Source organism: Delftia sp. UME58, assembly GCF_014170385.1.
GTDB classification, from domain to species: domain Bacteria; phylum Pseudomonadota; class Gammaproteobacteria; order Burkholderiales; family Burkholderiaceae_C; genus Comamonas; species Comamonas acidovorans.
Genome location: NZ_LZZV01000055.1, coordinates 86,788 through 110,234, shown reverse-complemented (window position 1 = coordinate 110,234; position 23,447 = coordinate 86,788). Strand labels below are relative to the sequence as shown.

Sequence of the window (23,447 nt, the reverse complement as noted above, 5' to 3'; positions counted from 1 at the left end):
CGTTCTCGAATGGTTGGTGTCGTGGGGAAATCTTTGGGGGAGCATCCAGCGGCCAGGTGGCCTTCAGGATGCGCTGGCCGGCGGGCTCAGGTGCTCGACCAGCAGGCGGGCCGTGACGGGTAGCGCGTCGAAGTCACGCGCCACGATGCTCAGCTCGCGCCGTGCCCAGTCGTCGCTGAGCTCCAGGGCGCGCAGATGGCCCACGCCGTGCATGAGCTCGAAGGCGCGGTCGGGGATCAGTCCCACGCCCAGTCCGTTGTCGATCATGCGGCACATGGCATCCAGGCTGGTGACCTGGATGCGCTGGTGCAGCGCATGCCCCGCCTGTGCGGCGGCCGCACGCATGGCCAGGCTGATGGAGGAGCCGGCCTGCAGGCTGACGATGTCCCATTCGAGCACATCGGCAAAGGCCACGCTGTCGCTGTGCGCCAGCGCGTGCTGCTCGGGCACCACGACGACCAGGCGATCCTCGCGGTAGGGGCGGTGCTGCAGCACGGGTGTGGCCTGGCCATTGCCCAGCGGCATGTACGCCATGGAGCAGATGCCGATGTCGGCCGTGCCTTCCTGCACGGCAGCCAGCACGGCGGGGCTGAGCTGCTCCTGCAGGTCGATCTTTACCTGGCCGTGCTTGCGCGCGAACACGCCCAGGTCTTCCGGCAGGAACTGCACGATGGCCGACATGTTGGCGTGGATGCGCACATGGCCGCGCACGCCGTCGGCGTACTCGGACAGCTCGCCCTGCATGCGCTCCAGGCCGTACAGCACGTTGCGGGCATGGTGCAGCAGGCTTTCGCCGGCCGGCGTCAAGGTCACGCCACGGCTGTGCCGGTACAGCAGGGCTGTGTCCACCGTGGCTTCGAGATCGGACAGGCGCTTGCTCACCGCCGAGGCTGCAATGAACTCACGCTCGGCCGCGCGGCCGATGCTGCCAAGTTCGCAGACAGCCACGAACAGTTGCAGGGAGGTAAGGTCTATGCGCCGTGCAAAACTGCGCTCTGAATTCTTCATGTGGTGGGGTTCAGGCTTCTCATTAGGAGAAGCTGGATGGATTTTCTCGCACAAAGCATTGATCTGTCATCTTCAAGCGCGATGTCTTTGGTGATGTCGTGCGATTCCATGGAGATGAGGGTCATGCCCCCTGGCGATGGCTGCAGGCAGTCATGCCCGCCGGAACACCGGTTGCATGCTGAAAGAATTTGTCAATCTTTGCGCCAGTCGCCTGCATGGATTGCTGCAAAAATAAGAGCATATGAACGATCGATATCCGACGGGCCTGCGAGCCCTGCCTGCAGGGCTGTCATTGCTGCTGGCCGCAGCCCTGTCCTGCATGGCCGTCCCGGCGTCTGCCAAGCCGCAGCCCCCAGCGAAGAACACGGCCAGGAGCGGTGCGAAGGCACCGGCCAAACCTGCAGCCAGACCTGCAGCCAAAGCGGCAGCCAGGCCAGCGGGCAAGGCCGCCGTCAAGACCGGGGGCAAGTCGGCGCCCTCTCCAACCCGCAATGCGCCAGCCAAGGCCGCCGCCGCTGGCGTGGCGGCAGGGGCCGTTGCGGCCGGAACTGCCGCAGCCGTAGTGGGCCATGCGCCCAAGGGCGAGCCCGGCCTGAGCGCGGCCGAGCTTGCAGCGCTGCACCAGCATGCCGAGCAGGGCGAGGCCAGCGCCCAGTACGCGCTGGGTTCGCTGTACAAGCGCGGCCAGGGCGTTGCCCTGAGTGCCGAGACGGCGGCCCAGTGGTATGAGAAGTCGGCGCAGCAGGGCTATGCGCCAGCCCAGTCCGACCTGGGGTTGATGTATGCGAATGGCCGTGGCGTGGCGCGCGACGATGCCCAGGCCGTGCAGTGGTATCGCAAGGCTGCCGAGCAGGGCGATGCCGTGGCCCAGAACAACCTGGGCCTGATGCTGGCCGAGGGGCGCGGAGCTGCCAAGGACCCCGCGCAGGCCGTGCAGTGGTTCCAGCGCTCGGCCGAGCAAGGTGAAGCGGCCGGCCAGTACAGCCTGGGCGTGATGTATGCCACGGGGCGGGGCGTGGCCGAGGACGTGGCGCAGGCGCTGCGCTGGTTTGTGGCGGCGGCAGGCCAGGGCCATGTCGATGCGCAATTCAATGCCGGCATGCTCTATGCCGAGGGTGGCGTGGTCGATCGCGACATGGCGCAGGCCGCCCGCTGGCTGGAGAAGGCGGCCGAGCAGGGCAATGCCGCAGCCCAGTCCAACCTCGGCGTTCTGTATGCCAATGGCCAGGGCGTGCCCGCCAGCGACGAGCAGGCCGCGCGCTGGCTGGAGCGTGCCGCCCAGCAGGGCGATGCGCTGGCGCAGTCCAATCTCGCCAGCCTTTATGCCTCGGGCAAGGGCGTGGGGCGCAGCCCGTCCCAGGCCTATTTCTGGATGCTGCTGGCGGCGGGCAGGGACAGCTCTCTGGCCGCCAAGCGTGACAGCATGGCACAGCCGCTGAGTGCGGCCGAGCGTGCGCGTACCGAGCGCCAGGCGGCGGCCTGGAAGGCCAAGCCCGCACCCTGAGTCCTGTTGAGCATGCACCAATGAAAAACGCCTCGGAAGAGGCGTTTTTGTTGGGGGCTCAGTGCTGCATCAGCTGAAGAAGCTCTTGAGCCTGTCGGTCCAGCTCTCGCCGCTGGGCGAATGCTTGGCGCCGCCCTTCTTGAGCGATTCCTCCAGCTCGCGCAGCAGCTTGCGCTGGTACTCGGTCAGCTTGACGGGCGTCTCGACCACGATGTGGCAGTACAGGTCGCCGGGATAGCTGGAGCGCACGCCCTTGATGCCCTTGCCGCGCAGGCGGAACTGCTTGCCGGCCTGGGTGCCTTCGGGGATGTCGATGGCCGCCTTGCCCGACAGGGTGGGCACCTCGATCTCGCCGCCGAGCGCCGCCGTGATGAAGCTCACGGGCACGTTGCAGTGCAGGTCGTCGCCGTCGCGCTCGAAGATGTCGTGGTCCTTGATGCGGATCTCGATGTAGAGATCGCCCGCAGGCCCGCCATTCGTGCCGGGCTCGCCATTGCCGGAGGAGCGGATGCGCATGCCGTCGTCGATGCCGGCTGGAATCTTCACTTCCAGTGTCTTCTGGCGCTTGACCTTGCCCTGGCCGCCGCAGCTGGTGCAGGGCTCGGGAATGATCTTGCCCGTGCCCCGGCAATGCGGGCAGGTCTGCTGCACGCTGAAGAAGCCCTGGCGCATCTGCACGCTGCCCATGCCGTTGCAGGTGGTGCAGGTCTTGGCGCTGGTGCCGGGCTTGGCTCCGCTGCCGTGGCAGGTGTCGCAGCCATCCCAGCTGGGGATGCGGATCTGCGCATCCTTGCCGTGGGCGGCTTCCTCCAGCGTGATCTCCATGGCGTAGCTGAGATCGTTGCCGCGGTAGACCTGGCGGCCGCCACCGGCGCCGCCGCGTCTGCCGCCACCCTGGTTGAACATGTCGCCAAAGATGTCGCCAAAGGCTTCGGCAAAGCCACCAAAGCCTTCGGCGCCGCCGCCCATGCCGCGGTTGGGGTCCACGCCTGCATGGCCGTACTGGTCGTAGGCCGCGCGCTTGTTGCTGTCGGAGAGCATCTCGTAGGCCTCCTTGGCCTCCTTGAATTTCTCTTCCGCCCCGCTTGCGGCATCCCCCTGATTGCGGTCAGGGTGGTACTTCATCGCCAGCTTGCGATAAGCCTTCTTGATGTCGTCGTCCGAGGCGTTCTTGGCAACGCCGAGGACCTCGTAAAAATCGCGTTTGGACATGGTGTTTGCTAGCCAGTCAGTGAGAACAGGAACGCCGCGTCAGCCCCTTGGCAGGGCCGAGCGCGGCGGCAAGCGGTCGTCAAGGGACCACGCGCTGGGTTCAGTCCTTCTTGACTTCCTTGACTTCGGCGTCAACGACGTTGTCGTCCGCGGCTGCTGCACCGGCCGAGGCGCCTGCTGCACCGGCCGCTGCGGCGGCGGCTGCTGCCTCGGGGCCGCCGGCTGCCTGCGCATCGGCGTACATCTTCTCGCCGAGCTTCTGGCTGGCCGTCATCAGCGCCGTGGTCTTGGCGTCGATGGCGTCCTTGTCCTCGCCCTTCAGGGCCTCTTCCAGGTCCTTGACGGCGCTCTCGATGGCGGTCTTCTCGCCAGCGTCGAGCTTGTCGCCATGCTCGCCCAGGCTCTTCTTGACGCTGTGCACGGCAGCTTCGCCCTGGTTGCGGGCCTGGACCAGTTCCAGCTTCTTCTTGTCGTCGGCCGCGTTCAGCTCGGCGTCCTTCACCATCTTCTGGATCTCGTCCTCGGACAGGCCCGAGTTCGCCTTGATGGTGATCTTGTTTTCCTTGCCCGAGGCCTTGTCCTTGGCGGACACGTTCAGGATGCCGTTGGCGTCGATGTCAAAGGCCACTTCGATCTGCGGCACGCCGCGCGCTGCGGGCGGAATGCCTTCGAGGTTGAACTCGCCCAGCATCTTGTTGCCCGAAGCCATCTCGCGCTCACCCTGGAACACCTTGATGGTCACGGCCGGCTGGTTGTCGTCGGCCGTCGAGAAGGTCTGCGCGAACTTCGTCGGGATGGTCGTGTTCTTGGTGATCATCTTGGTCATCACGCCACCCAGCGTCTCGATGCCCAGCGACAGCGGCGTCACGTCCAGCAGCAGCACGTCCTTGCGGTCACCCGACAGAACCTGGCCCTGCACGGCGGCGCCCACGGCCACGGCTTCGTCAGGGTTCACGTCCTTGCGGGGTTCCTTGCCGAAGAATTCCTTGACCTTCTCCTGCACCTTGGGCATGCGGGACATGCCGCCGACCAGGATCACGTCATCGATGTCGGACACGGACACGCCTGCGTCCTTGATGGCCGTGCGGCAGGGCGCAATGGTGCGCTCGATCAGGTCTTCGACCAGGCTCTCCAGCTTGGAGCGGGTCAGCTTGATGTTCAGGTGCTTGGGGCCCGAGGCATCGGCCGTGATGTAGGGCAGGTTGATGTCGGTCTGGGCCGAGTTGGACAGTTCGATCTTGGCCTTCTCGGCGGCTTCCTTCAGGCGCTGCAGGGCCAGCACGTCCTTGGCCAGATCAACACCTTGGTCCTTCTTGAACTCGGTGATGATGTAGTCGATGATGCGCTGGTCGAAGTCTTCGCCGCCCAGGAAGGTGTCGCCGTTGGTGGACAGCACTTCGAACTGCTTTTCGCCGTCCACGTCGGCGATTTCGATGATGGACACGTCAAACGTGCCGCCGCCCAGGTCATACACCGCGATCTTGCGGTCGCCCTTGTCGATCTTGTCCAGGCCGAAGGCCAGCGCAGCTGCCGTGGGCTCGTTGATGATGCGCTTGACTTCCAGGCCGGCGATGCGGCCTGCATCCTTGGTGGCCTGGCGCTGGGCGTCGTTGAAGTACGCGGGCACGGTGATCACGGCCTCGGTCACGGGCTCGCCCAGGTAGTCCTCGGCGGTCTTCTTCATCTTGCGCAGCACTTCGGCGGAAATCTGCGGCGGGGCCAGCTTCTGGCCGCGCACTTCCACCCAGGCGTCGCCGTTGTCGGCGCGCGAGATGGTGTAGGGCATCAGGTCGATGTCCTTTTGCACTTCCTTCTCGTCGAACTTGCGGCCGATCAGGCGCTTGGCGGCGTAGATGGTGTTGCGGGGGTTGGTGACGGCCTGGCGCTTGGCCGAGGCGCCGACGAGGATCTCGCCGTCTTCCTGGTAGGCAATGATCGAAGGCGTGGTGCGTGCACCTTCGCTGTTCTCGATCACGCGCGTGGTGTTGCCGTCCATGATGGCCACGCAGCTGTTGGTGGTGCCCAGGTCAATACCGATGATTTTTCCCATTTTGAGTTCTCTCCGCGTTCTGTGAAATGTTTGAATGACTGCTAACTTGTGGCCGGCTCGCGCAGCTTCAAGGGGCTTTGCCCCTTTTTTGTCAGCGCTGCCGTGAGCGCATGCTTACTGGGGCTGGGCCACGGTCACGAGGGCCGGGCGCAGGATACGGTCGGCAATCAGGTAGCCCTTTTGCAGCACCGACACCACGGTATTGGCTTCCTGCTGCGCAGGCACCATGCTGATGGCCTGGTGCAGGTTGGGGTCGAATTTCTCGCCGGCTGCCGGGTTGATGGTCACGACCTTGTTGCGCTCCAGGGCCGAGGTCAGCTGGCGCAGCGTGGCGTCGGCGCCTTCGCGCAATTGCTCCGGCGTGGCCTGCTGGATGGCCAGTGCGGCATCCAGGCTGTCGCAGACGGGCAGCAGGCTTTCGGCAAAGCTTTCGATGCCGAACTTGCGGGCCTTGGAGACTTCATCGTCCGCGCGGCGGCGCACATTCTCTGCCTCGGCCTTGGCGCGCAGGAACTGGTCGGCCAGCTCGGCGCTTTTGGCCTTGAGTTCGGCCAGCTCGGCCTGCAGGCGCTGCAGCTCGTCGGCGGCGCTGGCCGCCATGGCGGCTTCGATTTCTTCCGGGGCTGCGTCTTGAAAGGGGTTGGAGTTTTGTTCGGACATGGTTGGAGACTTCAGCTACAAAACAAAAGGATCGCCGTGCTGGAGGCCAGGCTTGGCGATTGCACGATCTTGAATCGAGATGCGAGCGGATCGGTGTATTTTCAAGGGCTTTGTGCCGGTGCATGCGCACTGCAGGTGCACACGGTGGGGGCAAAAGCCGGGCGAAGGGGCAAAAGCCCCCACACCAATCCGGGGTCTCGGGCAGTGCGCAGTGTACAGATGGAAGAGGGCTGCGCTAGAATCCAATGCTTTGCCTTGCCGCACCGCTACAAGACGCAGTGGGCGGCGTTTTCCCAAAAGGAGTCGATATGCGTCATTACGAAATCGTTTTGTTGATCCACCCGGATCAGAGCGAGCAGGTTCCCGCCATGCTGGAACGCTACAAGGGCATGATCACCGCTGGCGGTGGCAAGGTCCATCGCGAAGAAGACTGGGGTCGTCGCCAACTGGCCTACATGATCAACAAGCTCGCCAAGGCCCACTACCTGTGCCTGAACATCGAAGCCGACCTGGCTGTGATGGCTGAGCTGGAGCATGCCTTCAAGTTCAACGATGCCGTGCTGCGTCACCTGACGGTTCAGAAGAAGAAGGCCGATACGGCTCCTTCCTCGATGATGAAGACCGTCGAGCGTGAAGAGGCCCGCAAGGCCAGCCAGACCGAACAGGCCTGAGCCCAGCCCTTTCAGAACCTGAAGGAGTGGAGAACCACGTTGCACTGACGGCCGCTATCGCAGAGCTTCAAGCACTGCGCTATACGCCGGCAGGGCTGCCAGCCCTTGAACTGCGACTCGAGCATGCGTCGCGGCAGAAAGAGGCAGGAAGCGAGCGCAGCGTGACGGCATCTGTCAAGGCGGTGGCCTTTGGCGCGCTGGCTGAAAAGCTGGCCCGCCAGGCGCTCGGCAGCCAGTGGAAGTTCCAAGGCTTCCTGGCAACGCCCCGCAACGGCAAATTGCTGGTTTTCCACATCCAGGACATTCAACAAAACTAATTTTCAAGAGGTCCAGAAATGGCCACGTTCAAGAAATTCAACAAGGACAAGCGCCCCAAGCGCAACACGCAGTCGCTGCTGTTCAAGCGCAAGCGCTTCTGCCGCTTCACCGTCGCCGGCGTCGAAGAAATCGACTACAAGGATGTGGACACCCTGCGTGACTTCATCGGTGAAAACGGCAAGATCGTGCCCGCACGCCTGACCGGCACGCGCGCCATCTACCAGCGTCAGCTGAACACGGCCATCAAGCGCGCACGCTTCCTGGCTCTGGTTCCTTACTCTGACCAGCACAAGATCTAAGGAATACAACCATGCAAGTCATTCTGCTCGACAAGGTTGTGAACCTCGGTGGCCTCGGCGATATCGTCAAGGTCAAGGACGGCTACGCCCGCAACTTCCTGATCCCCACGGGCGCTGCCCGTCGCGCCACGGCTTCCGCCAAGGCCGAGTTCGAAGCCAAGCGCGTCGAACTGGAAAAGCAAGCGGCTGAAAAGCTGGCTGCTGCCCAGCAACTGGGCGAAAAGCTCAACGGCGTAAACGTCAAGCTGACCCAGAAGGCCGGCGTTGACGGCCGCCTGTTCGGCTCGGTGACAAACGCCGACATCGCCGAAGAACTGACCAAGGCCGGCTTCGCCGTCGCCAAGTCGCAAGTTCGCCTGGTCAACGGTCCCATCAAGACCGTGGGCGACGCCACCGTGGTCGTGGCACTGCACACCGACGTCAGCGTCGAAGTGACGGTGTCGGTCTACGGCGACCACTCCTGATCCGGGGCTTGTCCCGTATCACCAAAAAGCCGCCTTAGGGCGGCTTTTTGCTTTGCCGTGCCAGGGCGATGACGCCGGGTGGCGCGGCCTTTTGCCAGCCGCTACGATGGCGGGCTTATCTCCAGGAATTCCATGTCGTCCGTAATGCCCCCGCTCGATCTCGATGATGCGTTCGCACCGCTGCCCGCTGGCGACCAGCAGGTGGCCCAGTTGCGCGTGCCGCCGCATTCGATGGAGTCCGAGTCCAGCGTGCTGGGCGGCCTGCTGCTGGACAACAACGCCTGGGATCGCGTGGGCGATTTGCTGGTGGACGGGGATTTCTATCGCCACGAGCACAAGCTGATCTACGAGGCCATCGGCAAGCTGATCAATGCCAGCAAGCCGGCCGATGTGATCACGGTCTACGAGCATTTGCAGGGCATGGGCAAGGCCGAGGAAATCGGCGGCCTGCTGTACCTGAACCAGCTGGCGCAGTACGTGCCCAGCGCCACCAACATCCGGCGCTACGCGGAGATCGTGCGCGAGCGCTCCATCCTGCGCAAACTGGTGACCGCCAGCGACGACATCGCCACCAATGCCTTCAATCCGCAGGGCAAGACGGTGGATCGCATCCTGGACGAGGCCGAGCAGAAGATCCTGGCCATCGGCGAGGAGGGGGCGCGCAACAAGCAGGGCTTCCAGTCGCTAGATACGCTGGTGGTGGACCTGCTGGACCGTGTCCAGGAGATGGCCGACAACCCCATGGACGTGACCGGCGTGCCCACGGGTTTCGTCGATCTGGACCGCATGACCAGCGGCCTGCAGGCCGGTGACCTGGTGGTGCTGGCTGCCCGCCCCTCCATGGGCAAGACCTCGTTTGCGGTGAATATCGCCGAGCATGTGGCGCTCAACGAGGGCCTGCCGGTCGCCATTTTCTCCATGGAAATGGGCGCGGCCCAGCTGGCGGTTCGTATCGTCGGCTCCATCGGTCGCGTCAACCAGGGCAATCTGCGCACGGGCAAGCTCAACGACGACGAGTGGCCGCGCCTGACGGAGGCCATCGAGCGGCTTCGCACGGTATCCCTGCACATCGACGAGACGCCGGGCCTGTCCCCCACGGAACTGCGCGCCAATGCGCGGCGCCTGGCGCGCACCTGCGGCAAGCTGGGCCTGATCGTGGTGGACTATCTGCAGCTGATGAGCGGCTCGGGCTCGGCCGCCAGTTCCGACAACCGCGCGACCGAGCTGGGCGAGATTTCGCGGGGCCTGAAAATGCTGGCCAAGGAACTGCAGTGCCCGGTGATTGCCCTGTCCCAGCTCAACCGCTCGGTGGAGCAACGCACCGACAAGCGTCCCATGATGTCCGACCTGCGCGAATCGGGCGCCATCGAGCAAGATGCCGACATCATCATGTTCATCTACCGTGATGACTACTACAACAAGGACAGCAAGGAGCCCAATATTGCCGAAGTCATCATCGGCAAGCAGCGTAACGGTCCCACGGGGACGGTGAAGGTGTTCTTTCAGAAGAACCAGACGCGCTTCGAGAACCTGGCCGTGGGCTACGGTGGCGGCGACGAGTACTGACCGGTATACCCAGGCTTTGTGCCGGCAATGAAAAACGGCCCCGAGGGGCCGTTTGCTTTGGGTGGTCGGCGATCTACATGCGCCAGACCTGGATCAGCAGGCCCGCCACGCAGACGCCGAGGATGGCGCAGGCCCAGGCCAACCGCTGGGCGCCCGTGCGCAGCGCGCCCACGGTGGCCACGATCTGGGCGTTCTGCTCCGCAAGCTTTTCGATCAACTCCAGCGACTGGCGCTGGGATTGTTCCAGTTGCACGATGCGTGCGTCCTGGGCCTGGATCAGCTGCAGCGCCTGTTCGCCAGCCGAGCGCGGCGGTGCCAGCGGCTCGACGGCCGCAGGCTGCTGTGCATCGATCTCCTGCGCAGCGTCCTTCTTGCGCAGCAGGTTCTTGGCGGCCTTGACGACCTGGGGCGTGGCCTCGATGACATCGCCCCAGGGCACCAGCTTCAACGCGGTGATCCAGCTGATCGCCATGGCTCAGAGCACCTCGCTGGCGAAGTCTGCCAGGCGCGAACGCTCGCCGCGCGCCAGCGTGATGTGGCCGCTGTGCGGCCAGCCCTTGAAGCGGTCCACGGCGTAGGTCAGGCCCGAGGAGCCTTCGGTCAGGTAGGGTGTATCGATCTGCGCCAGATTGCCCATGCAGATGATCTTGGTGCCGGGGCCGGCGCGCGTGATCAGGGTCTTCATCTGCTTGGGTGTCAGGTTCTGGGCCTCGTCAATGATGACGTACTTGTTCAGGAAGGTTCGGCCGCGCATGAAGTTCATGCTCTTGATCTTGATGCGGCTGCGGATCAGCTCATTGGTGGCCGCGCGGCCCCATTCGCCGGCATTGCCGCCATCGCCCTTGGCCAGGAATTCGAGGTTGTCGTCGAGGGCTCCCATCCAGGGGCCCATCTTCTCTTCCTCGGTGCCGGGCAGAAAGCCGATGTCCTCGCCCACGCTGACCGTGGCGCGCGTCATGATGATCTCGGTGTAGCGGCGATCGTCCAGCACCTGGGACAGGCCGGCGGCCAGGGCCAGCAGGGTCTTGCCCGTGCCGGCCGTGCCGGTCAGCGTGACCAGGTCGATGTCCGGGTTCATCAGCAGGTTCATCGCGAAGTTCTGTTCGCGGTTGCGCGCCGTGACGCCCCAGACGGCGTACTTGGGGTTGCCGAAGTCCTTGAGCGTCTTGAGCACGGCCGTCTTGTCGCGGATCTCGGTCACGCGCATGAACAGGCTGGGCTCGCCCGGCGCCTCGTGGTAGACGAACTGGTTGATCATCAGCTGGTCGACGATGGCGCCGCTGATGCGGTAGTAGGTGATGGCGCCTTCCTGCCAGCTCTCTACGTTCTTGCCGGCCTTGGCCCAGAAGTCCTGGGGCAGGGCCAGGGCGCCTGCGTACAGCAGGTCGCCGTCGTCCAGTACCTTGTCGTTCTGGTAGTCCTCGGCCGCCAGCCCCAGCGCGCGTGCCTTGACGCGCATGTTGATGTCCTTGGACACCAGCACGACTTCGCGTTCGCTGAACTTCTTGCGCAGCGCGGCGACCACGCCCAGGATCTGGTTGTCCGCCTTGCCCTGGGGCAGGCTGTCGGGCAGCGAGGTCTCCAGCGGTTCGGTCTGGAAATACAGCATGCCGGTGGCGCTGCGCTGGCCCGTGGCATTCAGCGGCAGGCCCTTGTCCAGCGTCTCGGAGGGCTGGGAGGCGACCAGCGAATCCAGCGTGCGGCTGACCTGGCGGCCGTTGCGCGCCACTTCGGTCATGCCCTTCTTGTGGCCGTCGAGTTCTTCCAGCACCACCATGGGCAGGAAGATGTCGTGTTCCTCGAAGCGGAACAGGCTGGTCGGGTCGTGCAGCAGCACGTTGGTGTCGAGCACGAACAGCGTCTTCGGTCCCGTGCGCGCACGGCGTGGACGAACCGGTGCTGCCAGCAGTGCTGCCGGCTTCGCGTCTGTGGACGACTTGTTGGCCGAGCGGGTGCTGGACGGCGCTGCCGTTGCGGTGGAATTGTCGGTTGCGCGGCGCTGCCGGCTGGACGGGGCTGCAGTCGTGGCCGCAGGAGCTGGTGCCGGTGATGCGGGCTTGGCATTGCGGCCGCGCGCCGGTGCCGGCTTTGCGGCTGTGGCGGTGTTGTTGGAGGCGGGAGCTGGCTTGCGCTTGCGTGGCGCGGCGGCAGCTGCGGCCTCGGCTGCATCGGGAAGATCGTCAGCGGGCAGGGGGTCTGCGTGCTGGGCACCGCGCACGGGAAGAAAGGCTTCGGGGGAGAGCTTGGCGGCACGGCGGCCGGGTGCGGGGGGCAGGGGCATAGTGGACGAACCGTTCCTCAACAGGGATCAAAAAGCACAAAGCCGCCTGGAAACCGAGGCGGCTTTGGTGGGGTGACAGGGAAAAGCGTCTTTGCTAAGAGGCATCGTCCCATTATGCATAGGCCGATGGCCTGAATATGTCGGCCGGCGCTTTGTCGCCTGTCAGATTGTTGCTATCAGGCGGCCTGCTTCAGTGCCTTCAGGGTCTTGACAGCCTTGAGCACCTCGTCAACGTGGCCGGGGACCTTCAGGCCGCGCCATTCCTGCACCAGCAGGCCATCGGTGCCCACCAGGAAGGTGGAGCGCTCGATGCCCTTCACCTTCTTGCCGTACATGATCTTGTTCTTGACCACGCCGAACATGTGGCACATCTTTTCTTCCGTATCGGCGATGAGCTCGAACGGCAGTTCCAGCTTTTCCTTGAAGTCGTCGTGCGACTTCATGTTGTCGCGCGAGACGCCAAACACGGTGGCACCAGCTTTCACGAAGTCCTTGTACTTGTCGCGGAACTGCATGGCTTCAGTGGTGCAGCCAGGCGTATTGTCCTTTGGGTAGAAATACAGGATCAGAATCTGGCCCGTATGGGAGGTGTTGGTCACCTTGATCCCGCCGGTAGCGTTGGCTTCAAATTCGGGAAGGGGTTTGTTGACAACGATCGCCATGCGCTTATATCTCTCGGGTGTAGTCGTTGAAATGCCGAGGGCCGTGTTTGTGTTTTTGCTTTTATCGGAAATGCCCCCAACCGCAACCTGCAATTTTACCCTGAAAACGGGATTTCACCCAATCAGGGGGGCAGGAGTCTACTCCAAGAGTAGGGCCGCGACGACGTTACGGCCTTCGCTGGCAAGGATGTTGTAGGTGCGACACGCGGCCTGCGTGTCCATGCTTTCCAGTCCTATGCGCCGGGCCATGAGGGGGCGCAGCCAGGCGGCCGGTGGGAAGCGGTTGCGTTGGCCGCTGCCCAGGATGATGACCTCGGCATCCAGCTGGGACAGGGCCTCGAAATGCTCGGGCGTCAGGTCTTCGAAGCGGGCACAGTCCCAGGCCTGGCGCAGGCCTTTGGCGCCGACAAGCAGGCTGTGTTCGAACTTTTCCCGGTCCACGGCGACCCAGCCGGGGCCATAGCCCGTGATGCTCTGTGCTTCGGATTTGTCGGCGTGGAATTTCATGGATGAGGGTGGCGCGGTCTGCGCGATGGGGTTGGCCGCCACATGGGGCGGGGCCAGGGCGATGCTGCAATGCGGAACTGTGGTCAAATTATAGGTTTCACCAGGGTGCATGGGGCACTTTGGCGTGCATGAAGGCCGCAAGCCCGCGCCGGCCACTTTCATATTCTCAGCATGAAAACCGTTCTCAAATCCGCAAAACTAGCCAACGTCTGTTATGACATCCGCGGGCCCATCATGGACGCGGCGAAGAAGATGGAAGAGGACGGGCAGAAGATCATCAAGCTCAATATCGGCAACCTGGCCGTGTTCGGCTTCGATGCCCCCGAGGAAGTGCAGCAGGACATGATCCGCAACCTGCCCAATTCGGCAGGCTACTCGGACAGCAAGGGCATCTTCGCGGCGCGCAAGGCCGTGATGCACGAGACCCAGCGCCAGGGCATCCTGGGCGTGACGCTGGACGATATCTACCTGGGCAATGGCGCATCCGAGCTGATCAGCCTGGCCACGAACGCGCTGCTGGACGACGGCGACGAGATGCTGCTGCCGGCGCCCGACTATCCGCTGTGGACCGCCGTCACCAGCCTGTCGGGCGGCACGCCCGTGCACTATATGTGCGACGAGTCCAACGGCTGGATGCCCGACCTGGACGACATCCGCGCCAAGATCACGCCGCGCACCAAGGGCATCGTCGTCATCAATCCCAACAACCCGACGGGCGCCCTGTACAGCAAGCAGCTGCTGCAAAGCATCGTGGCGCTGGCCCGCGAGCATGGCCTGGTGATCTTTGCCGACGAGGTCTATGACAAGGTGCTGTACGACGACGTGGTGCACACGCCGCTGGCCAGCCTGTCCACCGATGTGCTGACGCTGACCTTCAACTCGCTGTCCAAGGCCTATCGCAGCTGCGGCTACCGCGCCGGCTGGATGGTGGTCTCGGGCGACAAGAAAGCGGCCCGGGACTATATCGAGGGCCTGAACATGCTCTCCAACATGCGCCTGTGTGCCAATGTGCCTGGCCAATGGGCCGTGCAGACGGCGCTGGGCGGCCACCAGAGCATCGACGAGCTGGTGCAGGAGGGCGGCCGGCTGCGCGTGCAGCGCGACCTGGCCCACAAGCTGATCACCGAAATCCCCGGCGTGAGCTGCGTCAAGCCGCAAGCCGCGCTGTACATGTTCCCGCGCCTGGACCCCGAGATCTACCCGATCAAGGATGACCAGGCGTTCTTCCTGGAAGTGCTGCAAGAGACCAAGGTCATGCTGGTGCAGGGAACAGGCTTCAACTGGCCGCACCCGGACCATTTCCGCATCGTCTTCCTGCCGCACGACACCGACCTGCGCGAGGCCATCCGCCGTCTCGCAGTGTTCCTCGAGAAATACCGCAAGCGCCACGGCACGGACCGCGGCTGAGCTGTGCGGGCCGGTGGAGGAGAGGGCCTTCCGCCGGCCATTGCTTTTTACCGGCTGCCGGCGCGCACCCTCTGGGCGCCGCAGCGTTTTTTGACTGGCAAGTAGTTTATGAAACCGATCCAAGTAGGCCTTCTGGGCATTGGCACCGTGGGCAGCGGCACCTTCAACGTGCTGCAGCGCAATCAGGAAGAGATCCGCCGCCGCGCGGGCCGCGGTATTGAGATTGCCATGGTGGCCGACCTGGATACGGAACGCGCCCGCTCCGTCGTGGGCGACACGGCCAAGGTGGTCGGCGATGCGCGCGAGATCATCGCCAACCCCGAGATCGACGTGGTGATCGAGCTGATCGGCGGCTACGGCATTGCCAAGGCCCTGGTGCTGGAGGCCATTGCCGCCGGCAAGCATGTGGTCACGGCCAACAAGGCCCTGCTGGCCGTGCATGGCAGTGAAATCTTCAAGGCCGCTGCCGAGAAGGGCGTGATGGTGGCCTACGAAGCGGCCGTGGCCGGTGGCATCCCCATCATCAAGGCGCTGCGCGAAGGCTTGACGGCCAACCAGATCCAGTGGGTGGCCGGCATCATCAACGGCACGACCAACTTCATCCTGTCCGAGATGCGCGACAAGGGCCTGGACTTCGACGTGGTGCTCAAGGAAGCCCAGCGCCTGGGCTATGCCGAAGCCGATCCGACCTTCGACATCGAAGGCGTGGACGCCGCCCACAAGGTCACGCTGATGAGCGCCATCGCCTTCGGTATTCCCGTGCAGTTCGACAAGGCCCATGTGGAAGGCATCACCAAGCTGTCTGCGGCCGACATCAGGTACGCCGAGCAACTGGGCTACCGCATCAAGCTGCTGGGCATCACCAAGCGCACGGACAAGGGCATCGAGTTGCGCGTGCACCCCAGCCTGGTGCCGACCAAGCGCCTGATCGCCAATGTGGAAGGCGCGATGAATGCCGTCGTCGTCCATGGCGACGCCGTGGGCACCACGCTGTACTACGGCAAGGGCGCGGGCTCCGAGCCCACGGCCAGCGCCGTGATCGCCGATCTGGTGGACATCGCCCGCCTGCATACGGCCGACCCCGAGCATCGCGTGCCTCCGCTGGCCTTCCAGTCGAACACGCTGGTCGCCGCAGGTGGCGAACTGCCCGTGCTGCCCATGAGCGAGGTGGTCACCAGCTACTACCTGCGCATCCGCGTGGCCGACGAAGCCGGTGTGCTGGCCAAGATCACCAGCATCCTCGCGGGCATGGGCATCAGCATCGACGCCCTGCTGCAGCGAGAGGCCGGCGAAGTGAGCGGCGACAGCGAAGGCAGCCAGGGCGTGCCGCAGACCGACCTGATCATCCTGACCCATGCCACGCGCGAAGGCGATATGGACACGGCCCTGGCCCAGATCCAGCAACTGCCCACGGTGCTGGCCCCTATCAACCGCATCCGCAAGGAAGAGTTGAACTGATAGGCTCCCCCTGAGGCGCTGCGCGCCTTCCCCCTCTCTGCTCGCTTCGCGAGGGAGGGGGACGACGCCCTCGCTGCGGGGCGGCCCTTGCTCGGCGTCCCCGGCTTGGGCCACGCCGGTTTCATGCGCAGCGCCTTGAGGCCACTGACAAGGAATTCAAATGTTGTACCTTTCCACGCGCGGCCACGCGGACCGCAAGCGCTTTTGCGACATCCTGCTCGAGGGCCTGGCGCCCGATGGCGGGCTGTACCTGCCCGAGCACTATCCGCAGATCGATGCCGCCCGACTGGGCGAGCTGCGCAGCATCTACCAGGAGCAGGGCTACGCTGCCCTGGCCTTCGAGATCCTGAGCCTGTACATCGATGACATCCCGGCCGAGGATCTGCGCGCCCTGTGCGCCAGGACCTATACGCAGCAGGTGTTCGGCACGGCCGAGATCACGCCGCTGCGCCCGCTGGAAGACGGCCTGTGGCTCGAGGCCCTGTCCAACGGCCCCACGTTGGCCTTCAAGGACATGGCCATGCAGCTGCTGGGCAACCTGTTCGAGTACGAACTGGGCCGCCGTGGCGAGGAACTCAACATCCTGGGGGCCACCAGTGGCGATACCGGCAGCGCGGCCGAGTACGCCATGCGCGGCAAAAAGGGCGTGCGCGTGTTCATGACCAGCCCGCGCGGCCGCATGAGCCCCTTCCAGCAGGCCCAGATGTTCAGCCTGCAGGACGCCAACATCCACAACATCGCCATCGAGGGCGTGTTCGACGACTGCCAGGACATCGTCAAGGCCGTCTCCAACGACCACGCCTTCAAGGCGAAGTACAAGATCGGCACGGTCAACTCGATCAACTGGGCCCGCCTGCTGGCCCAGGTCGTCTACTACTTCGCCGGCTACCTGCAGGCCACGCAGAGCAATGACCAGAAGGTCAGCTTCACGGTGCCCAGCGGCAACTTCGGCAACATCTGCGCCGGCCACGTGGCGCGCCAGATGGGCCTGCCGATAGCGCGCCTGGTGGTGGCGACCAACGAGAACGACGTGCTCGACGAGTTCTTCCGCACGGGCGCCTACGTGGTGCGCGGCAGCGAGCACACCTACGAGACATCGAGCCCTTCGATGGACATCTCCAAGGCCAGCAACTTCGAACGCTTCGTGTTCGACCTGCTGGGCCGCGATGGCCAGGCCACGCGCGAATTGTTCGCCGAGGGCGTGGCACGCCAGGGCCGCTTCGACCTGGGCGGCAACCCGCTGTTCCAGGAAGCTGCTGCCCGCTACGGCTTTGTCAGCGGCAAGAGCACGCATGCCGACCGCCTGGCCACCATCCGCGATACCTTCGAGCGCTTCGGCACCATGATCGACACGCACACGGCCGACGGCGTCAAGGTGGCGCGCGAGCAGCTGCAGGCCGGCGTGCCCATGATCGTGCTGGAGACGGCACTGCCCATCAAGTTCGCCGCCACCATCGAGGAGGCGCTGGGCCGCCTGCCCGATCGCCCGGCCAAGTTCGAAGGCATCGAGGACCTGCCCAAGCGCGTGACCGACTTGCCGGCCGACGCCGAGCAGGTCAAGGCGTATATCGCCCGGCATTGCGACTGATGCCGCAGCCGGGCTGTCCAAAGGTCCGCAGCAGGAGTGCATGGCGATGAAGGTCATCGGCTTCGCCGGCTACTCCGGCTCGGGCAAGACCAGCCTGGTGGAGCCCCTGATCACGCTGATGCGTGCGCAGGGGCTCAGCGTTTCGGTGGTCAAGCATGCCCACCACCATTTCGATGTCGATCACGAGGGCAAGGACAGCTGGCGCCACCGCAAGGCGGGCGCCTATGAAGTGGTGCTGGCCTCGGATCGCCGTCTGGCGCTGATGCGCGAATTCCCCCGTCCCGCGGAGCTGTCGGTGCATGACATGCTGGCCGAACTCGATCCGCGCGTGGATTGGGTGCTGGTCGAAGGCTTCAAGCACGCCGACCTGCCCAAGATAGAGATCTGGCGCGACCAGCCCGAGCGCGCCAGCGCCGGCAAGACCCAGGCGCCCCTGTATCCGCACGACCCCCATGTGCTGGCGATTGCCACCGACGCACCGCAGCGCCTGCCAGAGCCGCCGCGCCAGCCCGTGCTCGATCTCAATGCGCCAGGGCAGATACTGCAATGGCTGCTGGAGCATGCGCAGCAACTGCACTACCGTGCCCCAGGCCTCTCTTGAAATTAGGAAAACACCATGCGAGCCCCGCTCAAGCCCCTTGACGAAGCGCTGGCCGAATTGCTGGCCCAGGCACTGCCGCTGGCCGGCGATGACACCGTGGACAGCTTCGATGCCGATGGCCGTGTGCTGCTGGCCGATGCCGTCTCTCCGCTGCAAGTGCCGCCCCAGGACAACAGCGCCATGGACGGCTACGCCGTGCGCAGCGCCGAATGCACGCAGGGCAATGCCGAGCTGCCCGTCTCGCAGCGCATCCCCGCAGGCGCCGTGGGCCAGCCGCTGGCCGTGGGCACGGTGGCGCGCATCTTCACGGGCGCTCCGGTGCCCGAAGGTGCCGATGCCATCGTCATGCAGGAAGACTGCGAAGTCCTGGAAGACGGCCGCGTGCGCATCAATGCGCGGCCCGAGGCCGGGCAATGGATACGCCGCTCTGGCGAAGACATCCGGCGCGGCGCCACCGTCATCGCGGCCGGCACGCGCCTGTCGCCGGCCGAGCTGGGCCTGGCCGCCAGCATCGGCCTGGCCTCTTTGCGCGTGGCACGCAAGCCGCGCGTGGCCCTGTTCTCCACAGGCGACGAGCTGGTCATGCCGGGCACCGTGGCGCCCGAGCAGATGCCGCCCGGCAGCATCTACAACAGCAACCGATTCTTCCTTCGCGCCCTGCTGCAGCGCATGGGCTGCGAGGTCACCGACTTCGGCATCGTCCCCGACCGGCGCGAAGCCACTGTGGATGCTTTGCGCGAGGCGGCCCGCGCGCATGACCTGATCCTGACCAGCGGCGGGGTCTCTGTCGGCGAAGAGGACCATGTCAAGCCCGCCGTGCAGGCGCTGGGCCAGCTCGACCTCTGGCAGATCGCCGTCAAGCCCGGCAAGCCCTTTGCCTATGGCCGCGTGAACCGCGAGGGCGAAGGCTTTGCCCACTTCATCGGCCTGCCCGGCAACCCGGTCTCCAGCTTCGTCACCTTCCTTTTGCTGGTGCGCCCCTTCGTGCAGCGCCTGCAGGGCGTGCAGCAGGCGCTGCCGCGCTCGGTCGAGGTGCGCGCCGACTTCCATTGGCCGCGCGGGGACAAGCGCCGCGAATTCCTGCGCGTGCGCTACAACGACAGCGGCGGGCTGGAGCTGTTCCGCAACCAGAGTTCTGGCGTGCTGACCTCGGCGGCCTGGGGCGATGGCGTGGTGGACAATCCGCCAGGCCAGGCCATTGCGCCGGGCGACAGGGTGCGCTTCATCGCCTTTTCGGAGCTGTTGTCATGAGCCAGGCCATCACCATCACCGTGCGCTATTTCGCCTCCATCCGCGAAGCCCTGGGCACGGGCAGCGAAACCTTGTCCACCGAGGCCGCCACCGTGGGCGCCCTGCGCGACGGGCTGATTGCGCGAGGTGGCGCCGCCGCTCAAGCGCTGGCTCCGGGCAAGGCCGTGCGCATGGCGCTGAACCAGGCCCTGTGCGAGGGCAGCGCAGCCCTGCGCCAGGGCGACGAAGTGGCTTTCTTCCCCCCGGTGACCGGAGGCTGAACGGCATGACCACCGACAAGCCCGTGGACCAGGCGATCAGCGCACGCACGCGCAAGGCCCTGTCCGAAGCCAAGGCGCGTGGCGTGCAACTGGGCCGCGCAGGTGCAGACAACCTGCGCGCTACCGTGGAAAAGCGCAAATCCACGGCCGATGCCTTCGCCCAGCAGCATGAGGCGCTGTTCGCCGAACTGCAGGCGCGCGGTCTGACGCACCGCGCCATGGCCGCCGAACTCAATGCGCGCGGCATTGCCGCGGCCCGGGGCGGCGAGTGGACGCACGGTCAGGTGCAACGCATCCTGAACCGCTATGCCGACCTGCGCCCGGCAACACCGTCAGCAGACGACAGCAGCGGCAGCTGAATCCCGGCCAGCCGCTGCGCCAGCGCGGCCGATGCCGGCTGCATGGGCGCCCGCAGCGTTGCCCGCATTCGGCCCTGCTGCGCCAGCAAGGCCTTGATGGGTGCGGGATTGGGCTCGGCAAAGCAGGCGGCGATGTGCGGCTGCAGCGGCTGCCACAGTGCACGTGCAGCGGGCAGGTCGCCGCGCTCCAGGCACTGCATCAACGCGACGAAGTGCCCTGTATGCGCGTGCGCGCTGGCAGCAATCGCTCCCGCACCGCCCAGGGCCAGCGTGGAAAAGATCTGCGCGTCTTCGCCGGCCAGCACCTGCAACTGCCCATCGGCGATCAGTGCCTGGGTCTTGGCGGCATCGCCCCCGCAATCCTTGATGGCCACGATGCGCTCATGGGCGGCCAGCGCGCGCAGCGTGGCCAGCTCCAGCACCACGCCGGTGCGGTAGGGAATGTCGTAGACGATGACCGGATGGACGCTGCGCTCGGCAATCGCCGTGAACCACTGCAGCAGGCCCGCCTGCGACGGGCGTATGTAATGCGGCGCGGGCACCAGAATGCCGGCCAGCGGCAGGGCGTTCAGTGCCTGAACGCGGGCCAGCGCATGCCCCAGGTGGCAGTCCGAAACGCCGATGACCACGGGCATGCCCTGGGCCGCTGAGAGGATGGTGGACAGGGCGGCATCGTGCTCCGCTTCGCTCAGCGCGGCGGCCTCGGCGGTCGAGCCGCAGGCCACGTAGCCGGCGATGCCGGTGGCGTTGTAGTGCTGCACCAGGGCGCGCAGCGCCCCGTGGTCCACCGCCGCCTCATCTCCAGCTCCAGGAAGAAAGGGCGTGACCAGCGGAAGCCACAGCCCCTGGAACCGGGCTTGCGGCGAGGTGGTGGAAGGCAAAGACATGGAAGATCCCTTCGGGTGATTCAAACAATGAACGACCGGACGCAGCCACCGGCCAGACCGAGGGCGGAAAGGCAGGCGCCTGAAGGGATGCGGGAAGGGGAGATGGAGGCTGCCGGGCCGGTTCCGTCGCTCATCTGGACGGAACCTCAGCTCCGGTCAGACGAGCTGGGGTTTGCAGGCTTTGCCCAGGCACAGGCGCACGGCATCACCGTGGCATGTGGGGAAGGCAAAGATTGCAGGCATGGCGCGCAGTGTAGCGCGCCTGAGGGTGGCCTTCAGGCTGCGCCTTCGGCGCCGGTAGGGGTTGATGCATCGTGCAGCAGCGGTGCCTGCCACTCCAGCAGCTCGGCCAGGCGCTGCACGATCCAGCGCGCCTCGCCAGGGCTGACGATGGAGCCCTCGGCCGCCAGGCCGGCGTGCATGCCCAGCAGCACGCCTTGCTCCGAGGAATTGCCGGAGTGATAGAGCGTCTGCGCCTGCTCGACCAGGTGGCTGGCCAGGTCCTCGCACAGTTCATAACGCCCGACCACGTCTGCAATCGATGCCTTGAGCCGGCCGTGCCGGTCGGCATACAGGGCGGCAAAGCTCGGCGGCGGCTGTATCTGGCTGGTCTCGTCCATGGCGCGCCTCAATCGGGTTCGAACAGGCGCTCGAAGCGTGCAAGGTCCTCGGCCAGCTCGCAGCTCACGAGCTGGCCCATCTTGCCGTCGGCCAGGCGGTGGGCTGCGAACAGCGTGGCCTTGCCGCGAAAGTTGTAGTCGGGCAGATGGATGATGGTGTAGGGATGGGACACGAACAGCTGGTGCTCGTAGACCACGCGCTGCTCGTTGCGCGGCGACGGGTAGAGCGTGTATTCGGGGGTGGTGATCGTGAGTGTGGCCATGCATGGCCCGCTGCAGCAAAAGGCAGGCGGCGGGGGAGGGCAATGCTACCGCGTTCGCCAGTCCCTGGTGCGCCCTGGTGCGTCGCCGCCCTGCGACAATGCGGGCATGCAAGCAGCCCGTGTATCCATCCAGACCGAGGATTTCGACGTATCGGCCGAACTCGCCGCCCTGCGCGGCGGCGACGCGCGCGTGGGCGCGGTCTGCAGCTTCATCGGCACGGTGCGTGACCGCAACGAGGGCGCCGCCGTGGCCAGTATGGAGCTGGAGCACTACCCGGGCATGACCGAGAAATCCATCGAGGCCATCATCGACGAGGCAATCCAACGCTTCGGCATCCATGGCGCGCGCGTCATCCACCGCATCGGCCCGCTGCAGCCCCAGGACCAGATCGTGCTCGTGGCCGTCACCGCATCGCACCGGGGCATGGCCTTCCAGGCCTGCGAATACATCATGGACTACCTCAAGTCGCTGGCGCCTTTCTGGAAGAAGGAGCAAACGCCCGAGGGCGCGCGCTGGGTGGATGCACGCGTCAGCGACGAAGAGGCGCTGGCGCGCTGGCGCCAGTGAGCTGACGCTTCAGGCCTTGCGCAGTGCGGCCCCCCGCAACCATTGCGGCGGGCGGAACACCAGCAGGTTCCCGAACATCACCAGCAGCAGCCCGCCCACGGCCAGCGGCGTCCAGACATAGCCCTCGAACAGGGCCGAGATGCTGAGCGCAACAATGGGGAACAGCACCGTCGCATAGGCCGCCTTCTCCGGGCCCAGCCGGCCCACCAGGGTCAGGTAGGCCGTGAACGCAATCACCGAGCCTGGAATGGCCAGGTACAGCCAGGAGCCCACATAGGTCCAGCCGGTATCGAAGCGCCAGGGCAGGCCCGCCACCAGCGCATAGCCGGACAGCAGCAGCGTGCCGGCCAGCATGCCCCAGGCATTGGTCTGTGCGGGCCGCCAGCCCATGGACTGCAGCGAGGCAGACAGCATGTTCCCGCAGGAAAAGCACAGCGTGCCCAGCACCGCCCAGGCCAGGCCAGGCAAGCTGGCATGCCGGCCTGCGCGCAGCTCGGGCCAGAACAGCGCCACCAGGCCTGCAAGGCCGAAGAGGCTGCCGGCCAGCACATGGGGCGCCAGCCTGCGGCCGTGGATGATGCGCGCCAGCAGCGCGTTCCAGAGATTGGCGCTGGAGAACACCACGGCGGCCAGGCCGCTGGCCAGCGTTTCGCTGGCATGCATGAAGCACACGAAGTTGAAGCTGAACAGGCACAGGCCCTGGGCCAGCACGCGCGGCAGCGCCGGGCCGCGTGGCACGCGCAGCTGGCGCGACCAGGCCAGCCAGGCGAACATCAGCGCGGCGGCCAGCGCAAAGCGGTAGGCAATGGACAGCTCCACGGGCACAGTGCCCAGCTGCAGCTTCAAGGCGATCCAGGTCGAACCCCAGATCAGCACGACCAGGGCATAGAGGGTGGCAGTCATGGCCGGTGATGATCGCGCCGCAGGCTGGGCGGGCATGGCAGATTCCTGCGGTTTGATGGCCTGGCGGCGTGCGTCGGTAT

The 23,447-nt window shown here is 65.5% G+C and carries 26 protein-coding genes; 14 read left to right on the top strand and 12 right to left on the bottom strand.

Annotated features, from left to right (window positions below; genetic code table 11):
• Window positions 1-63: 63 nt before the first annotated feature.
• Window positions 64-1,008 (bottom strand): LysR substrate-binding domain-containing protein, encoded by a 945-nt coding sequence (locus tag A9976_RS16070; protein WP_012207033.1) that lies wholly within the window; start codon window positions 1,006-1,008, stop codon window positions 64-66.
• A 241-nt stretch (window positions 1,009-1,249) separates the two neighbouring features.
• On the opposite strand from A9976_RS16070, the gene A9976_RS16065 reads away from it, so the two are divergent.
• A complete protein-coding gene (locus A9976_RS16065; protein WP_183019826.1) occupies window positions 1,250-2,512 on the top strand; it encodes a tetratricopeptide repeat protein in 1,263 nt (420 codons plus the stop codon).
• Window positions 2,513-2,581: 69 nt separating this feature from the next.
• On the opposite strand, the gene dnaJ is transcribed toward A9976_RS16065, so the two are convergent.
• From dnaJ to grpE, 3 genes are all read right to left on the bottom strand, one after another.
• Window positions 2,582-3,724 (bottom strand): molecular chaperone DnaJ, encoded by a 1,143-nt coding sequence (dnaJ, locus tag A9976_RS16060; RefSeq protein WP_013801020.1) that lies wholly within the window; start codon window positions 3,722-3,724, stop codon window positions 2,582-2,584.
• Window positions 3,725-3,824: 100 nt separating this feature from the next.
• Window positions 3,825-5,774 carry a molecular chaperone DnaK gene (gene dnaK / locus A9976_RS16055; RefSeq protein ID WP_034396649.1) on the bottom strand — a complete coding sequence of 650 codons (1,950 nt, stop codon included), beginning with the start codon at window positions 5,772-5,774 and terminating at the stop codon, window positions 3,825-3,827.
• 114 nt (window positions 5,775-5,888) lie between these two features.
• Entirely contained in the window at window positions 5,889-6,434 is a 546-nt protein-coding gene (gene grpE, locus A9976_RS16050; protein WP_183019825.1) for a nucleotide exchange factor GrpE, read from the bottom strand.
• Between the two features lie 308 nt (window positions 6,435-6,742).
• Between grpE and rpsF the strand changes: the two genes are divergently transcribed.
• From rpsF to dnaB, 5 genes are all read left to right on the top strand, one after another.
• Window positions 6,743-7,105, top strand: coding sequence for a 30S ribosomal protein S6 (gene rpsF / locus A9976_RS16045; protein ID WP_183019824.1), 363 nt, complete (start codon window positions 6,743-6,745; stop codon window positions 7,103-7,105).
• Between the two features lie 26 nt (window positions 7,106-7,131).
• On the top strand, window positions 7,132-7,422 hold the full coding sequence (gene priB, locus A9976_RS16040; RefSeq protein ID WP_012207027.1) for a primosomal replication protein N: 291 nt from the start codon (window positions 7,132-7,134) through the stop codon (window positions 7,420-7,422).
• 18 nt (window positions 7,423-7,440) lie between these two features.
• Window positions 7,441-7,722 (top strand): 30S ribosomal protein S18, encoded by a 282-nt coding sequence (rpsR, locus tag A9976_RS16035; RefSeq protein WP_012207026.1) that lies wholly within the window; start codon window positions 7,441-7,443, stop codon window positions 7,720-7,722.
• A gap of 11 nt (window positions 7,723-7,733) precedes the next feature.
• Window positions 7,734-8,186, top strand: a complete 453-nt coding sequence (gene rplI / locus A9976_RS16030) for a 50S ribosomal protein L9 (protein ID WP_012207025.1) — start codon at window positions 7,734-7,736, stop codon at window positions 8,184-8,186.
• Window positions 8,187-8,318: 132 nt separating this feature from the next.
• On the top strand, window positions 8,319-9,752 hold the full coding sequence (gene dnaB / locus A9976_RS16025) for a replicative DNA helicase (RefSeq protein ID WP_183019823.1): 1,434 nt from the start codon (window positions 8,319-8,321) through the stop codon (window positions 9,750-9,752).
• A gap of 73 nt (window positions 9,753-9,825) precedes the next feature.
• Here dnaB and A9976_RS16020 read toward each other — a convergent pair whose 3' ends face one another.
• From A9976_RS16020 to A9976_RS16005, 4 genes are all read right to left on the bottom strand, one after another.
• Window positions 9,826-10,224 (bottom strand): hypothetical protein, encoded by a 399-nt coding sequence (locus A9976_RS16020; RefSeq protein ID WP_183019822.1) that lies wholly within the window; start codon window positions 10,222-10,224, stop codon window positions 9,826-9,828.
• Between the two features lie 3 nt (window positions 10,225-10,227).
• Complete coding sequence (locus A9976_RS16015; RefSeq protein ID WP_183019821.1) at window positions 10,228-12,033, bottom strand: PhoH family protein; 1,806 nt, start codon at window positions 12,031-12,033, stop codon at window positions 10,228-10,230.
• 176 nt (window positions 12,034-12,209) lie between these two features.
• Window positions 12,210-12,695, bottom strand: a complete 486-nt coding sequence (locus A9976_RS16010) for a peroxiredoxin (RefSeq protein WP_013801026.1) — start codon at window positions 12,693-12,695, stop codon at window positions 12,210-12,212.
• Between the two features lie 138 nt (window positions 12,696-12,833).
• Window positions 12,834-13,202 (bottom strand): Mth938-like domain-containing protein, encoded by a 369-nt coding sequence (locus A9976_RS16005; RefSeq protein WP_017407848.1) that lies wholly within the window; start codon window positions 13,200-13,202, stop codon window positions 12,834-12,836.
• A 171-nt stretch (window positions 13,203-13,373) separates the two neighbouring features.
• Between A9976_RS16005 and A9976_RS16000 the strand changes: the two genes are divergently transcribed.
• The 7 genes from A9976_RS16000 to A9976_RS15970 all read left to right on the top strand — a co-directional run bounded on the left by A9976_RS16000 (window position 13,374) and on the right by A9976_RS15970 (window position 20,126).
• Window positions 13,374-14,609: a pyridoxal phosphate-dependent aminotransferase gene (locus A9976_RS16000; RefSeq protein ID WP_013801028.1), complete on the top strand. Its 1,236-nt coding sequence runs from the start codon at window positions 13,374-13,376 to the stop codon at window positions 14,607-14,609.
• A 108-nt stretch (window positions 14,610-14,717) separates the two neighbouring features.
• A complete protein-coding gene (locus A9976_RS15995; RefSeq protein ID WP_183019820.1) occupies window positions 14,718-16,067 on the top strand; it encodes a homoserine dehydrogenase in 1,350 nt (449 codons plus the stop codon).
• Window positions 16,068-16,227: 160 nt separating this feature from the next.
• Window positions 16,228-17,655 (top strand): threonine synthase, encoded by a 1,428-nt coding sequence (gene thrC, locus A9976_RS15990; protein ID WP_183019819.1) that lies wholly within the window; start codon window positions 16,228-16,230, stop codon window positions 17,653-17,655.
• 46 nt (window positions 17,656-17,701) lie between these two features.
• The gene (gene mobB, locus A9976_RS15985; RefSeq protein WP_183020039.1) at window positions 17,702-18,256 is read left to right on the top strand and encodes a molybdopterin-guanine dinucleotide biosynthesis protein B; all 555 of its coding nucleotides are present in this window, start codon (window positions 17,702-17,704) and stop codon (window positions 18,254-18,256) included.
• A gap of 15 nt (window positions 18,257-18,271) precedes the next feature.
• On the top strand, window positions 18,272-19,507 hold the full coding sequence (gene glp, locus A9976_RS15980; RefSeq protein ID WP_183019818.1) for a gephyrin-like molybdotransferase Glp: 1,236 nt from the start codon (window positions 18,272-18,274) through the stop codon (window positions 19,505-19,507).
• On the top strand, window positions 19,504-19,767 hold the full coding sequence (gene moaD, locus A9976_RS15975) for a molybdopterin converting factor subunit 1 (RefSeq protein WP_183019817.1): 264 nt from the start codon (window positions 19,504-19,506) through the stop codon (window positions 19,765-19,767). The genes glp and moaD overlap by 4 nt, the downstream gene beginning before the upstream one ends.
• 5 nt (window positions 19,768-19,772) lie before the next feature.
• Window positions 19,773-20,126 (top strand): recombinase family protein, encoded by a 354-nt coding sequence (locus A9976_RS15970; RefSeq protein WP_183019816.1) that lies wholly within the window; start codon window positions 19,773-19,775, stop codon window positions 20,124-20,126.
• Here the strand turns inward: A9976_RS15970 and A9976_RS15965 are convergent.
• From A9976_RS15965 to A9976_RS15955, 3 genes are all read right to left on the bottom strand, one after another.
• Complete coding sequence (locus A9976_RS15965; protein WP_183019815.1) at window positions 20,072-21,013, bottom strand: dihydrodipicolinate synthase family protein; 942 nt, start codon at window positions 21,011-21,013, stop codon at window positions 20,072-20,074. The genes A9976_RS15970 and A9976_RS15965 overlap by 55 nt on opposite strands.
• A gap of 275 nt (window positions 21,014-21,288) precedes the next feature.
• Window positions 21,289-21,633, bottom strand: coding sequence for a hypothetical protein (locus tag A9976_RS15960; RefSeq protein WP_183019814.1), 345 nt, complete (start codon window positions 21,631-21,633; stop codon window positions 21,289-21,291).
• A gap of 8 nt (window positions 21,634-21,641) precedes the next feature.
• Window positions 21,642-21,896, bottom strand: coding sequence for a hypothetical protein (locus tag A9976_RS15955; RefSeq protein WP_012207010.1), 255 nt, complete (start codon window positions 21,894-21,896; stop codon window positions 21,642-21,644).
• A gap of 106 nt (window positions 21,897-22,002) precedes the next feature.
• Here A9976_RS15955 and A9976_RS15950 point away from each other — a divergent pair, with 106 nt between their 5' ends.
• Entirely contained in the window at window positions 22,003-22,464 is a 462-nt protein-coding gene (locus A9976_RS15950) for a molybdenum cofactor biosynthesis protein MoaE (protein WP_183019813.1), read from the top strand.
• 9 nt (window positions 22,465-22,473) lie between these two features.
• Here A9976_RS15950 and A9976_RS15945 read toward each other — a convergent pair whose 3' ends face one another.
• A complete protein-coding gene (locus tag A9976_RS15945; protein WP_183019812.1) occupies window positions 22,474-23,403 on the bottom strand; it encodes a DMT family transporter in 930 nt (309 codons plus the stop codon).
• Between the last annotated feature and the right edge of the window lie 44 nt (window positions 23,404-23,447).

Bases quoted from the DNA above. Each gene is read 5' to 3' on its own strand.
- A9976_RS16070 (WP_012207033.1), bottom strand. From the start codon at position 1,008: ATGAAGAATTCAGAGCGCAGTTTTGCACGGCGCATAGACCTTACCTCC.
- A9976_RS16065 (WP_183019826.1), top strand. From the start codon at position 1,250: ATGAACGATCGATATCCGACGGGCCTGCGAGCCCTGCCTGCAGGGCTG.
- dnaJ (WP_013801020.1), bottom strand. From the start codon at position 3,724: ATGTCCAAACGCGATTTTTACGAGGTCCTCGGCGTTGCCAAGAACGCC.
- dnaK (WP_034396649.1), bottom strand. From the start codon at position 5,774: ATGGGAAAAATCATCGGTATTGACCTGGGCACCACCAACAGCTGCGTG.
- grpE (WP_183019825.1), bottom strand. From the start codon at position 6,434: ATGTCCGAACAAAACTCCAACCCCTTTCAAGACGCAGCCCCGGAAGAA.
- rpsF (WP_183019824.1), top strand. From the start codon at position 6,743: ATGCGTCATTACGAAATCGTTTTGTTGATCCACCCGGATCAGAGCGAG.
- rpsR (WP_012207026.1), top strand. From the start codon at position 7,441: ATGGCCACGTTCAAGAAATTCAACAAGGACAAGCGCCCCAAGCGCAAC.
- rplI (WP_012207025.1), top strand. From the start codon at position 7,734: ATGCAAGTCATTCTGCTCGACAAGGTTGTGAACCTCGGTGGCCTCGGC.
- dnaB (WP_183019823.1), top strand. From the start codon at position 8,319: ATGTCGTCCGTAATGCCCCCGCTCGATCTCGATGATGCGTTCGCACCG.
- A9976_RS16020 (WP_183019822.1), bottom strand. From the start codon at position 10,224: ATGGCGATCAGCTGGATCACCGCGTTGAAGCTGGTGCCCTGGGGCGAT.
- A9976_RS16015 (WP_183019821.1), bottom strand. From the start codon at position 12,033: ATGCCCCTGCCCCCCGCACCCGGCCGCCGTGCCGCCAAGCTCTCCCCC.
- A9976_RS16010 (WP_013801026.1), bottom strand. From the start codon at position 12,695: ATGGCGATCGTTGTCAACAAACCCCTTCCCGAATTTGAAGCCAACGCT.
- A9976_RS16005 (WP_017407848.1), bottom strand. From the start codon at position 13,202: ATGAAATTCCACGCCGACAAATCCGAAGCACAGAGCATCACGGGCTAT.
- A9976_RS16000 (WP_013801028.1), top strand. From the start codon at position 13,374: ATGAAAACCGTTCTCAAATCCGCAAAACTAGCCAACGTCTGTTATGAC.
- A9976_RS15995 (WP_183019820.1), top strand. From the start codon at position 14,718: ATGAAACCGATCCAAGTAGGCCTTCTGGGCATTGGCACCGTGGGCAGC.
- thrC (WP_183019819.1), top strand. From the start codon at position 16,228: ATGTTGTACCTTTCCACGCGCGGCCACGCGGACCGCAAGCGCTTTTGC.
- mobB (WP_183020039.1), top strand. From the start codon at position 17,702: ATGAAGGTCATCGGCTTCGCCGGCTACTCCGGCTCGGGCAAGACCAGC.
- glp (WP_183019818.1), top strand. From the start codon at position 18,272: ATGCGAGCCCCGCTCAAGCCCCTTGACGAAGCGCTGGCCGAATTGCTG.
- moaD (WP_183019817.1), top strand. From the start codon at position 19,504: ATGAGCCAGGCCATCACCATCACCGTGCGCTATTTCGCCTCCATCCGC.
- A9976_RS15970 (WP_183019816.1), top strand. From the start codon at position 19,773: ATGACCACCGACAAGCCCGTGGACCAGGCGATCAGCGCACGCACGCGC.
- A9976_RS15965 (WP_183019815.1), bottom strand. From the start codon at position 21,013: ATGTCTTTGCCTTCCACCACCTCGCCGCAAGCCCGGTTCCAGGGGCTG.
- A9976_RS15960 (WP_183019814.1), bottom strand. From the start codon at position 21,633: ATGGACGAGACCAGCCAGATACAGCCGCCGCCGAGCTTTGCCGCCCTG.
- A9976_RS15955 (WP_012207010.1), bottom strand. From the start codon at position 21,896: ATGGCCACACTCACGATCACCACCCCCGAATACACGCTCTACCCGTCG.
- A9976_RS15950 (WP_183019813.1), top strand. From the start codon at position 22,003: ATGCAAGCAGCCCGTGTATCCATCCAGACCGAGGATTTCGACGTATCG.
- A9976_RS15945 (WP_183019812.1), bottom strand. From the start codon at position 23,403: ATGCCCGCCCAGCCTGCGGCGCGATCATCACCGGCCATGACTGCCACC.